This window comes from Chitinophaga sp. sic0106 (assembly GCF_019219075.1).
Classification (GTDB): domain Bacteria; phylum Bacteroidota; class Bacteroidia; order Chitinophagales; family Chitinophagaceae; genus Chitinophaga.
On sequence record NZ_JAHUWJ010000017.1, the window covers coordinates 108,960 to 121,574 of the forward strand.

At 47.2% G+C, this 12,615-nt stretch carries 10 protein-coding genes; 6 read left to right on the forward strand and 4 right to left on the reverse strand.

Annotated features, from left to right (window positions below; genetic code table 11):
• Positions 1-11 precede the first annotated feature (11 nt).
• Positions 12-1,241 carry an MFS transporter gene (locus KW844_RS22170; RefSeq protein WP_218378977.1) on the reverse strand — a complete coding sequence of 410 codons (1,230 nt, stop codon included), beginning with the start codon at positions 1,239-1,241 and terminating at the stop codon, positions 12-14.
• A 91-nt stretch (positions 1,242-1,332) separates the two neighbouring features.
• On the opposite strand from KW844_RS22170, the gene KW844_RS22175 reads away from it, so the two are divergent.
• Positions 1,333-2,178, forward strand: coding sequence for an AraC family transcriptional regulator (locus KW844_RS22175; protein WP_218378978.1), 846 nt, complete (start codon positions 1,333-1,335; stop codon positions 2,176-2,178).
• A gap of 7 nt (positions 2,179-2,185) precedes the next feature.
• On the opposite strand, the gene KW844_RS22180 is transcribed toward KW844_RS22175, so the two are convergent.
• A complete protein-coding gene (locus KW844_RS22180) occupies positions 2,186-4,894 on the reverse strand; it encodes a hypothetical protein (RefSeq protein WP_218378979.1) in 2,709 nt (902 codons plus the stop codon).
• Positions 4,895-5,205: 311 nt separating this feature from the next.
• Complete coding sequence (locus KW844_RS22185; protein ID WP_255578578.1) at positions 5,206-6,459, reverse strand: ectonucleotide pyrophosphatase/phosphodiesterase; 1,254 nt, start codon at positions 6,457-6,459, stop codon at positions 5,206-5,208.
• Between the two features lie 193 nt (positions 6,460-6,652).
• On the opposite strand from KW844_RS22185, the gene KW844_RS22190 reads away from it, so the two are divergent.
• The 4 genes from KW844_RS22190 to KW844_RS22205 all read left to right on the forward strand — a co-directional run bounded on the left by KW844_RS22190 (position 6,653) and on the right by KW844_RS22205 (position 10,476).
• Positions 6,653-7,165: a hypothetical protein gene (locus KW844_RS22190; RefSeq protein ID WP_218378980.1), complete on the forward strand. Its 513-nt coding sequence runs from the start codon at positions 6,653-6,655 to the stop codon at positions 7,163-7,165.
• A gap of 29 nt (positions 7,166-7,194) precedes the next feature.
• Complete coding sequence (locus KW844_RS22195) at positions 7,195-8,085, forward strand: hypothetical protein (RefSeq protein WP_218378981.1); 891 nt, start codon at positions 7,195-7,197, stop codon at positions 8,083-8,085.
• Between the two features lie 69 nt (positions 8,086-8,154).
• Entirely contained in the window at positions 8,155-8,502 is a 348-nt protein-coding gene (locus KW844_RS22200) for an MmcQ/YjbR family DNA-binding protein (protein WP_218378982.1), read from the forward strand.
• Between the two features lie 87 nt (positions 8,503-8,589).
• Positions 8,590-10,476 (forward strand): CocE/NonD family hydrolase, encoded by a 1,887-nt coding sequence (locus tag KW844_RS22205; protein WP_218378983.1) that lies wholly within the window; start codon positions 8,590-8,592, stop codon positions 10,474-10,476.
• 66 nt (positions 10,477-10,542) lie between these two features.
• Here KW844_RS22205 and KW844_RS22210 read toward each other — a convergent pair whose 3' ends face one another.
• The gene (locus KW844_RS22210; protein ID WP_218378984.1) at positions 10,543-11,739 is read right to left on the reverse strand and encodes an acyloxyacyl hydrolase; all 1,197 of its coding nucleotides are present in this window, start codon (positions 11,737-11,739) and stop codon (positions 10,543-10,545) included.
• Between the two features lie 104 nt (positions 11,740-11,843).
• Between KW844_RS22210 and KW844_RS22215 the strand changes: the two genes are divergently transcribed.
• Positions 11,844-12,566 (forward strand): FKBP-type peptidyl-prolyl cis-trans isomerase, encoded by a 723-nt coding sequence (locus tag KW844_RS22215; protein WP_218378985.1) that lies wholly within the window; start codon positions 11,844-11,846, stop codon positions 12,564-12,566.
• Positions 12,567-12,615 lie beyond the last annotated feature (49 nt).

Here is a 12,615-nt window from a genome sequence, read left to right on the forward strand (position 1 = left end):
GATTGGCTGGTTTATAATTGCATTTGTGGTATGGCGGGTGCATGATTTTTAGCTCCCCTTGTTGTCATGAGTTTTATCAGGATCAGCCATACGCCTATCACGCCCAGCAGGATCAGGTAGGAACCGGATAACGTTTGCTGGTTACTGATGTTGAGCGTATTGGCAATAGCATAACTGGTCACGGAAATGATCAGGTAAGTACCTCCGCTGGCCAGTCCACTCGCCGTAGCCGCATGATCCGGGAACCTGGTGAGGGAATAAGTGAATTGCGTATTGAAAGTGAATCCCTGCCCAAAGTGCAATAACATCACAAATATCACAATCGGCAACAGTGAATTGAAAAAGCTGCCTGTGAGCAGCATGATGGCTGCCACAGCGAATTGCGCATAATTGGCGATCTGTAACTTCTTCATCATCGGCTTATCAATCATGTATTTACTGAGCATACCACCTAACATGATGGCCACGCCTGATGCCAGCGCACAGTAACCAGATACTACCGCTGAAAAGTGGAAATGCTGCTCTACCACAAATGGGATACTCATTCCGAAAACCATGACCATGCTATAACTCAGCCCCAGGATCACTATGCCCAAACTAAACTGCTTGGCAGACAGGAGTTCGGAATATACATGGAGAATATTTTTAAGACGGAACCGGTGGCGGGTATGAATTGTTTCGCCGCTATATCTCAATTCCAGGAGCAGCATTACTAAACCATAAAAAGCAAGGAAATAAAAATTAGATCTCCAGCCGAAGGAATTTTGTAAATAGCCACCGAGGAAAGGCGCTACGATAGGACCTATGGACCATATCACCGTAAGCAAACTGGTATAGTGTTTACGTTTCTCTCCTGTATACACATCCACCAGGAAGGCACGTTTGCTTAGTACGATAAACGATATCGCTATCCCCTGTACGAAACGAAGCAGGAATATCAGGTAAATATCTTTTGTGAGTACAATTCCGATACTGCTTAGCGTGAAAGCCAGCAAGGAAATCAGGTTGATCTTATATCGTCCGAAACTATCCAGGATACTACCAACAAACAGTTGCGAGATGCCGTAACTGATGAGGAATATCGTCATGGTGAGCTTGATATTGGATGCGGAAGTGTGTAAGGCGGTGGCCATTTCCGGGAAAGATGGGATGTATACATCCATGGCAAATCCGGAAATTGGTACCAGGGCAAACGCAAGGACGGTACTGATTCTTTCATTCTCTTTTTTGAGCTGTTTCATTCTACCTGTGATTTAGTAAGGCAAAATTCTACATAAAAACACAGCTAAATTGGTATATCTTTGCTATAAATCGGTAAATTTACATCCTGGTATGAAAAGAGAACATTTATACGAACCGTTTGAAATTGTGTATAAAACCTCTGATGTATGTCCTAAACTGACGCATCAGCATTCATTTTTTGAGTTGATTTATATTCATGCAGGAACGGGGATACAGTATATTAACGGGCATAAACTGGACTACAAACCGGGGCAGCTTTTTTTGATTACACCACAGGATTCCCATTCGTTTGAGTTAACCACTACCTCGTCCTTTTTCTTTTTGCGGTTTAACGATATCTATATTAAGTCCAACGCACTGCAATCGGAAAATATTCAGCGCCTGGAATACATCCTGCATAATGCCAATCATAAGCCTGGCTGCATTATGAAAGACATTACGGACAAAAGCCTGGTTCGCGCTATCATTGAATCACTGATCGTAGAGGTGGCCAACAAAGATTTGTATGAGAAAGAAATGACGCAACAATTAGTGAACACTTTGATTGTGGTGGTTGCAAGAAATATTGCCAGGCGACTGCCTGAAAAAATCAATGAACATACCGACGAGAAAATAGTATCCATTCTCCAGCATATTCAGGCCAATATTTACGAACCGGACACTGTGCGAACAGAAACCATCTGCAACATTTTCGGCATTTCAGAAAATTATCTGGGTCGTTATTTCAAGAAGCACACCGGCCATACGTTGCAGTCATACATCAGCAACTACAAGCTCTCATTGGTAACACATCGCCTGAAGCACAGCAATATGCGGATTAATGAAATTGTTGCCGAGCTTGGGTTTACGGATGAAAGTCACCTGAATAAATTTTTCAGGCAGCAAACAGGCTTGAGTCCTAAAGCGTATCGCAAAAGCCTGGTTGCTGCGGAGTAAATTTATTTTATTTTCGGGAGATGCCACAGGCCGCTGCGCGCGCTGTATCGGCCATGAGCACACACTCGTTATTCAGCAGGAAGAATTGGTTAAGGTCGTTGACCATACGGTTCTTCCATTTCTCCTCTATATCACTTTGCAGGTTCTGGATGCTGGTGCCGGACAGCACCCAGTTGAGCGGCACCTGGCTACCGGTTTTTTCGAGCGACAAAGCAATGAACCTTCCCTTGAGGTCCCGCTCTGTGTAACGCTCCAGTTGCGTTAATGCCATGGTAGAACGGCCACTGCGGGCATTATTGATACCCAGTAATACTTCCATTATTTCATTGCCCAGGTTAATATTTTCAAAATTATCTGCTTTTTCATCGCTGAATTTGAGGACGATGACGAAGGGTACTACCTCGTCCCGTTTGAAGTAGGTGGACTTGCGCTTCAGCGCCTGGAGTACTTCCAGCATTGTACCGGAACCTGTATTTTCAGCGTACCCCCCATCTACATAATGTAACTTCATATTTGAATTTTGCCGCAGGTTGGCAGCAGGAGAAAACAGCGGAAAACGTGAGCTGAAATTGACCATGGTGCTGTAGTTGATGCCTCCCTTAATTTTCTTTGCGAGCAGATCCCGGCGTTGCCAGAGGGCCATACTGCTATCGGGCCGCACATTAGTGAGCCAGCAGGGCAATCCGGATTCTACTTCCGTGGTGTTGATAAACATTGCCGGGTATTTGTGCGACTGGGGATAGAGCGACAGGAAATCTTCTGAAAATATATCCGTAGAGCTGCTGGTAACTGTTTCCATGAAACCGTGTTCCCAGCTTTCTTCCAGGGCAATGGCGCGATCGAAATACTGGATATGGAATGGTAAAAAGAGGTTGATGAAATCTCCATAAAACATTTTACCGATCACCGGCGACAGGTAGTCCTGTGTAAAAAAGGTGCGGGTAAGGATGCTCAGGGAGTCTTCCCGGCGTTTGAAGCCCGGCGTCATATAGGCGATAGCGTTAAAGAAAGAGAGGCCCAGGGCACCACCTGAAACGCCGGAATACGCATATACGGCTTTTTTAAAGTCCTTTCCGACTTCCTCCCGTTCTACTTTACGTTGGAAGTAACGGGCCAGGTTATCCGCAGGCTGGCCTTTTTTACGGGCGGAATCGTCCATTTCCATGGCCTTGCGGTAGATGAATGAATCTTTTTCTCTCACAAAATTATCCTGCAAAAAGCTAAGGGTTTGGGCGGCAAAGGCGGCGGTACGCAACGCTCCCCCTTCCGCACATACGAAAATGACCGGATGCCTGAACTTAGCCACCGGCGTATCCTGTATCCACCTGAAATAATAGCGGGTATGCAGGGAGTCCTTTTTATAGTCCTCGAACCAGCGATCGAAGTGAGTGGCCAGTGAGGGACGGTTATCGATTCTGCCGGTATCGTTATAGCGTACCTGGTGGTCATTGTTGATAAAGGAGCTGACCACGAGCAGCACAAAAAGCAGGAAGCGCAGGGATACCTGCCGGTCGCGCGACCAGGCATAATCGAGATAAAGGAGGCCGAGGTACATACCCAGCCAGCAGGTGATGGCGATGATCACCAGACCCGGAGAGCCAATCAGCGGGTACATATTAAGTGGCAGGAAGCAAACGATGAGGAATACCGACAGGCAGATGATAGTGACCCATTTGATCTGGCGGTGAAGATCGTCGTAGAAGTCCAGCGGAATTTTGAACACCCAGCGGAACTGGCCGTCGGGTTTATCCGGGTCCTGGGTGAATTTCAAAGGAATAAAATCAGCCGGGATACGGGTGTTATCCGGCATATGATCTTCCCGTTGCAGAAAATGTAATTGTTCGTTATAGCTTTCCAGCTTGGAGAACTGGTCTGTAAATCGCTCCAGTGGCTCGTTGATGGTGGGCTGAAAATTAGATGCCTTCCTGATGGCGAATACATAAGTATTGTAGATGCCTATCAGCTTACTGCACCAGGTTTGTTCCTGTTCATTGAGCTGGAAGAAGGAGAAGATGCCATCCGGCTTTTGCGGCCTGGCAATGGTTTTTGCCAGTTTAGCATCAGCGGCCAGATTGGCTTCCTTGTTGAGTCTTTTGCTGGTGGCTTTATGGCGGTCTATTTTCTGTTCTACCTCTGTATCGGAGAAATAGGAGCGCACTACCAGGTTCATCACGAGGTAGAGGCAGGCTACGGGTATACCAAAGCCCCAGTTTTTCTGGCTGGTGGTGAGGGTGGTATCCTGGAGGTAGTTGCGGAGGAAGCCGAGGAAAACGATGAAAAATGGAAGTAACAGGAATAGCTGTGCCACGGTTTCCTGCACTACTTTTCGCCATTCCACCCGTTCTTCCGGCAGGCTCCTGCCGGAGTTGTCCGTTACATAAATGCTGTAGCGGGTACCAAATTCCGACACCACGCTCCAGGCGGTAACGCCGCCCAGTAGCCAGAACAGGCTGCCTACGCGGTGCTGCACGGCAATTTCTTCCACGATAATGAGCAGTACATCCCTGCCCTGGGGGAGTACATTAAAAATGAAGAATGCCAGCATGGTGAGTACGGTGAACATAGCGCAGCTATGCAATACGCCGAGGAAATCTGACGCGAGGTATCGCAGCGGGATACCGTGTTTGGCGCGGTTTAGTTTTTTAAAGACTGCCCGAAAATGAAGAAATAATAAGACGAGCAGGTCTTTTACAACGTCGAGAGCCTTAGTCAACATGGTTTTGACTTTTTGGGGAACAATAAATTGGGGTCAATGTTAAGTTACGACAATTTGTGGATTTTACCTGCGTTAAATCCGGCGCCTTCGGCACCGGATTTAACGCAGGAGGGCGGCGGCTACCAGCCGCCGCCCTCCTGCTATGTTGACGACAAAGCGTGCAATCCCTTGCAAATAAGGCCCAACAGGGTGTTGACTAAGTGCCCGCCTCCTGCTATGCTAACACCAGCGCGTGCAATCCCTTGCAAGCAAGCCCCAACAGGCTGGTGGCCGGTAGCCGCCGCCCAGTTGGATAAGGAGTGAAAGCTATTTTACTGGAGGATACCTTCCAATACTTCCAGCTTACCATCGATAGGCTGGGTAATATTGAGTCCTAACAAATAAGCGACCAGTGGATACACGTGAACGTTTTCGAAGGTAGCGATGCGATAATTAGATTTGAATGCAGGGCCCCATGCCATGAAGATGGCGTTCATGTTGGTCAGGTTGTTATCGAATCCATGGTGGCCGGGATGCATTTTTTTAGCTGTGCCTTTGAATACGAAGCCTGGTTCTGCCAGGAGGATGATATCACCGATGCGGCCGTAGATATCTTCCTGACCATAGTGCCAGCGGGCAGGAGTTTCCTGTTTACGATAAGTGGTATAATGATTTTCGTGGCGTTTGAGATAGTTGTATGCGTTGGTGATCTCTTCTTCTGTGTTGCCGTAGAGCATCACTTTTTCACCACCTGGCATTATTTTCAGGTTGGCCAGGGAAGCGTCTTCCGGGATGGAGATGGTATGTACCGTATCTACTGCGGACATGCCGTGGTCCGACACGATGATGAAGTTTACCGGCAGATTTAGTTTCGCTACTTCGGCAGTCATGCGCCCGATGGCTTCATCTACGAACTTAACCGCTGCGCGGACGCTGTCGGAGTCCGGACCGTAGGAATGCCCCATATGATCTACTTCCGGGAAGTAGAAGGTGATCAGGTGCGGGCGTTGTTCTTCCGGCAGTTGGAGCCAGTTGACTACCTGGGAGATACGGCTGTTAATACCTGTTTTTTCGTGGTATTTGAAGTAATAGGTGGGGCGTGTACCCTGGATATCAGCTTCGGAGCCTACCCAGAAGTAGCTGGCGCTTACCATCTTTTGTTTTTCGGCGAGTACCCACAGTGGCGAGCCGCCGTACCAGGTACCATCGGCCACACTAACAGTATCGCCTACACGATATTTCTCTTTTCTTTTTTTGTCCCAGAAGAGGTTGTCGACCAGGCCATGGTGTGCCGGGTATAACCCGGTGATAATGGAATAGTGATTCGGAAAGGTCAGGGATGGAAAGGAAGGCTGCATGGCTGTGGCGCGTACTCCCTGCTGGGAGAGGCGCAACAGGTTTTGGGCCTGGTATTTTTCCGCGTAGTCGTAGCGGAAACCATCTATGGAGATCATGATTACATAAGGCCTTGTTTGATTGGAGGCGCTGTTAACCCGGCCTGCTACAATTTGTTGGGAGGTATCCTGTGCTAATAATTCCAGACTGGAGATCAATACCGCTGCAAATACTAAAAGTAACCGTTTCAAAATGCTTGTTTTAATGATGAACTATCCGGGTGTTAACAAGACGAATGGGTTAATGGAGGTGCAAGTTAGTCAATTAAAAAGTTCCTGCCCTGTTTGCGATGTTAACATCTAACCAATTGACACAAACAAACATATGTAAATTTCTTTAATTGATATTTTTTACGTATATTAGCCAGCTGAAAAACCTATCTTTATGTCCGACTACACCTTTATGACAACGGAGGAGAATTTCCTATTGCAGGAAGCCCTCAGGCAGAACAAGCGCCAGTTAACCAAGTTTTTTTTGATCGGCGTCAGTTTATTGATGATCGCAGCTGTCATTCCGCAGATTTACCTTTACACGCAAAACACGTCAGCAGATGCTGACCAGTCATTATTCTCCTACACTAATTTCTGGTTTTGGGTGTGGCTGCTGAGTTTCGTAGTGGCATTAATATTTGCGCTGATTAAGGTAACAGACATTCGTTATTGGGCTATCAAACGTGACCTTTCCACCTTACAGAAAGGGCATATACAGGCGCCACTGGATGCAGTATACCAGGAAAACAACGACACACAAACGAATTTTTCTGTAAAAGTAGATAGTAAGCGTAATCGCCTGTTTTACTGGATGCGCGGTACGCTCGATGGATTCAGGGCAGGGCAGGAAGTGGAAATTTCATACGCACGCTATTCGCGGGTAATCATATCTATCCATAAAAAATAAATACCGATATAACTCTACTTAAGCTTCCTATGAAAACGATCCACATCAGGTACCTGCTGCTTTCTGCAGCCGTACTGTGTATGCTGCTGTTATCGGCCAGATTGATTCGTGAGGATAAAGATATAGTAAAAAAGCCTTTACTGCTGCTAAAGAAAATATCTGTAAACGGGCAGCCTACCGACAGCATCATCTACAATGAGCGGGGCAGGCTGGCGGAAATCTGGTTTTACGATGACATCACCCACCGCTGGGATGCTCATAACAAATACATTTACGGAGCGCAGGACAAGGTGATGAAAGTGCTGGAATACTGGGGCAATGACCTGATGGAAATTGATTCGGTGTATTATCGCTCTACCGGATTTACCCGCTATAGTATTTCCGTACGTTCTGCCAATGTGATGGCGGATACACTGCTGGTACAAACCAACACAGCCGGCCAGCCGGTTCGTATAGGCGATGACGATACCGTCTTATCAGAAAACCTGCCTTATGTATCCTACAATAACATTGAATACTACGGCAGCAATCCGGGGCGGCTTACCGCTTTCAATTATTTGCAGCAGGATATACAGCAAGGACAGTACCTGCAGCACGAAGTAATCACTGACCAGGAATACGATGCCAATCCAAATCCGTTTACACCGCTTTGCAAGGACTATCCGGCTATTGCGATGGAGACGTTTGACCGCAACGTACTTTTTGCTGACGCCTCCAATAACCTGGTAAAACAAACGACCCTGCATAAATACAGCGGTCAGAAGAATACCACTGATCAGCAAACGGTTTATTGCAGCTATCAATACGATCCGGTTACGTTATTGCCGATAGAGCAGTCGTACGTGAAGTATGAATTGGATGAGCGCGACAAGCCAGTCAGGAAAAAATACAGCATCCGGTTTTACTACCAGCAACAATAGTGGTTGATTACTAACCTGTTCATTGCTGAAATTTCGTTACATTGTAATGGAATTTCAGCAATGTAGTTTATGAACATAGAACAATTCAGGGAATACTGCCTTTCACTGCCCGGCGTCACAGAAGAATTTCCTTTTGGCGAACAAACGTTGGTGTATAAAGTAAAGGGAAAAATGTTTGCCCTCACTGATATTGAACTGTTTGAATCCGTTAATCTCAAATGTGACCCTGACGAAGCAGTGGAGCTGCGGGAGCGCTATGAGGGGGTTACTCCGGGGTACCACATGAACAAAAAACATTGGAACACAGTTGATACGCACGCCAACATCTCCAATAAACTAATTTTAGAATGGACCAGGAACTCCTATGACCTGGTGGTGAAAGGCCTGCCTAAAAAAGACCGGGAATCCCTGGGCTAACCGTTCCTGTTTTACCGCACATACTTTTCAAGCCGGGAATAATCCGGCTTTTTGTTATTTTACGTCCTTCTTAAAAAATAACTGTTTATGAGATCATGGCTGCTGTTGGCCTGTGCCACACTGTTATTTCCCTTAGTAACAAAAGCCATCAACCAGGATTCACTCTGGATGTATGAGCACTACACCAAGAAGGAAATGTATATTCCTATGCGCGACGGCGTGAAGCTTTTCACCTCCATTTACATTCCCAAGGATCAGTCGGAAAAGCATCCGATCCTGATGACCCGCACCCCTTACAGCTGTGCGCCTTACGGAGAAACCACTTACCGTCCGTTTTACCGGAACCACTACAACCGGTACCTGAAAGAGGGCTACATCATGGTGATCCAGGATGTGCGCGGTACCTGGATGAGTGAAGGCAAGTTTGTGAACGTGCGTCCTTACAATCCGAAGAAGGGCAAGAAAGATATTGATGAAGCCAGCGATACATACGACACCATTGACTGGCTCACCAAAAACGTAGCTGGCAACAACGGTAATGTGGGTATCTTCGGCATCTCCTACCCTGGCTTTTACAGTACCATGGCCTCTCTTAGCGGCCATCCTGCGCTGAAAGCCGTAAGTCCGCAGGCACCGGTTACTGACTGGTTCATTGGCGACGATTTCCATCACAACGGCGCCTTCTTTATTTCAGATGCATTTTCTTTCTACACGGTATTTGACCATCCACACCCAAAGCCTACCACACAAGGTCCTAAAGGGTTTGACTGGCCTAACCGCGACAACTACAAATTTTACCTGGAAACAGGCCCGCTGAAAAATTTCGCTAAAATCATCGGCGACAGCGTTGCCTTCTGGCATGAAATGTATGAGCACCCTAACTACGACGACTATTGGAAAGCGCGCAACGTGCGTCCTTACCTGACCGACGTAAAGCCAGCCATGCTGGAAGTAGGCGGCGTATTTGATGCCGAAGACTGCTTTGGGGCATGGAATACCTACAAAGCCATAGAAACACAGAGCAAAGGCGCTAACAACCGCATTGTAATGGGTCCCTGGTACCATGGTCAGTGGGCATCCAACGACGGTACTCACCTGGGCAATGTTCGTTTCGGCAGCAATACTTCCGAGTATTACGCCAACAACATTGAAATTCCTTTCTTCAACTACTACCTGAAAGGGAAAGGGCAGGCACCTGATATCGCCGAAGCTACCATCTTCTTTACCGGTGAAAACAACTGGAAAAAATTACCGGCATGGCCTCCGGCAGACATGCAGGAAAAACCAATGTACCTGCAGCCTGATGGTGGTCTGGCATTCAGCAAACCTGCTGCCGGCAATAGCTTCAGTGAATATGTGAGCGACCCAAATAAGCCAGTACCTTATACAGAAGATGTGCATTTTAGTCGCACCATCAACTACATGACCGACGATCAGCGCTTTGCCAGCCGCCGTCCGGATGTAGCCGTATTTGAGTCTGTTATCCTGGACCAGGATGTAACCCTGGCTGGCCCAGTGATTGCGGATCTGATTGCCAGCACCAGCGGTACTGATGCTGACTTTGTGGTAAAACTGATTGACGTATTTCCGGATGATTTCAAGTATGATGAAGATGCGCCTTCCGAGCATCGCCGTGTGCCTTCTGCCACTTATCCGATGGGAGGCTACCAGATGCTGGTACGCGGAGAGATTATGCGTGGTAAGTTCCGCAACAGCTTTGAAAAGCCTGAGGCGTTTGTGCCTGATCAGCCCTCAGCAGTGAAATTCACCCTGCCTGACGTGGCGCATACCTTCAAAAAAGGTCATCGTATTATGATTCAGGTGCAGAGCAGCTGGTTCCCGCTGGTAGATCGTAACCCGCAACAGTTTATGGACATCTATAAGGCGGATGCGAAGGACTTTAAGAAAGCGAATATCCGTATTTACCATGATGCGGCGCATCCGAGCAGTGTGGTGTTGCCGATTTTGAAATAAGCTATATTACTATTTTATTTAGGGGAGATGATCAGGCCAGCGGCCCGGTCATCTCCCCTAAAATTTTTATTTTTTGGTGTAAAACTGGTACTTTCCCCCACCACCCCACTCAATCCAATCCGAGGCACCACCGTCCAGTGTTTTCAGCGCTATTTGTACAAAACCATATTTTGCCAGGTTATACCGCAGGCCTATACGCAGGTACCATTTGCCTTTCTGATCATCTTTTTGCACCAGGTAGCCACCGGCCTGCGTGATAATATCAAAGCGGCTGATATGGATCATATGGCTGCCGTGAATGCCCATGAGCATTTTATCGCCGGTGCTCACTTTACCGTAGCGGCCCTGATAGATGTAACCCAGACTTCCGTCGTAAAAGCCATCCAAACCTGCGCCCACACTACCGAAATTGCTGTAGCGGTAACTATAGTCCAATGCCAGCGAAGCGGTGCCGTAGGAGGCGTTGACGCCCATATCGCTGCCGAGTTGCACCATACCAACGGCGCCGTATATACTGAGCTGGTGATAATGTTTCACCGGTGTAATGGGTTTCATGATATAGGTTGGCCGGCGGGGGGCTATATAGTTGCTATCGATCTGGGTACGGAATATTTTGGAGATGGAATTGTAGTTATAGCGCAAGCCCACGTTGAACCCCACCATGTTCAGGCCCATGTTAGGTGTATACATTCGCCCGTTGGAGAAGTGTGTAAGATCCAGGCCATATACGATATCGAAGGTATTGGAGACTTTCCATACACCGCCTACATCCAGATTAAAATACACGTCCATTTTGGAACCGATGGCGTCATTATTAGGATTTTTGATGGAGTCGTACGGAGCCAGGTCGTAGGTGACACCGAGTGATAGTCCTGCTACGAAGTGGTGTTTGGGACGGTGATGGAAGGGTGCATAGAAAAACCCATAAAACCCGCTGGGGTTACCTAATTCGACCGGGTCGCCAATATTGCCTGTATAAAACCCTACACCATAGCTGGGGCAACCGAATACCCGTTGCCAGTTTTGGCGGCCGGCAGACTGCCATCCCAGGCGAAGTTCGAAAGAATGGTAACCACCGTCCAGGGCTGAACGTAGTTCATCTCCCGCATAAATGTGTTTTCCGGTGTGGTACTTAAGTTCCAGGTATTTGTGGCTGCCAAGGTTAGGGTCCTGTTTGGCTTTGAGCCATAAGTCGGTGGTATCCTGTGCAAAGATTAAAGCCGGCAGGAACAGCAGGTAACAAAGTACAGATAATTGCTTCATAATGCCATTGGTATTCCACCCACAACAAATGGCAGATTGATTTTGTTGGATTTACTTAACTTGCGTCCGGAACCCTTATATAACAAAGGCTATCAATAAAATTTATGCTAAAGAAATACATCCTCCTTGGAGCACTGGGATTATTATCTGTAAAAGGTTTCAGCCAAACTAAACCTGCTGCAAAGCCGGCAGCCAAAACGGCTGTTAAACCGGTGAATAAATCGGTATTAAAAAACCGTCTGGATAGTGTAAGCTATGGGATTGGCTTAAGCATTGCGGAAAACATCAAAGCACAGGATATGGGCAACGTGAATGTAGCGATGCTCAGCAGGGCTATCAGCGATGTGCTCAAAAAGAATCCTCAGTTATTAACTAAAGAACAAGCAGATATGAGTATCAGTAATTATTTACAGCAACTGAAAGCAGAGAAATTTGCTAAGAACAGGGAAGTTGGTGAAAAATTCCTGGCAGCCAATAAAACGAAACCAGGTGTGGTAACGCTGCCTAGCGGTCTGCAATACCAGATCATCAAAGAAGGCGATGGTGCCAAGCCAACCCTGAATGATAAAGTTAAAACGCACTATCATGGTACTTTGATTGATGGTACTGTGTTTGATAGCTCTGTGGAAAGAGGCGAGCCGATTTCTTTCCCGGTGAGTGGTGTGATCAAGGGCTGGACAGAGGCGCTGCAGCTGATGCCGGTTGGATCTAAATGGAAGCTCTTTATTCCTGCGGATCTGGCTTATGGCGATCGTCAGGCGGGACCAAAGATTGGCCCGGGCAGTGCGCTGGTATTTGATGTAGAGCTGCTGGAGATTGTGAAGTAGTAAACGATCAGAGATCATTATAACAGGCTGTTTCAAAATTGAAACAGCC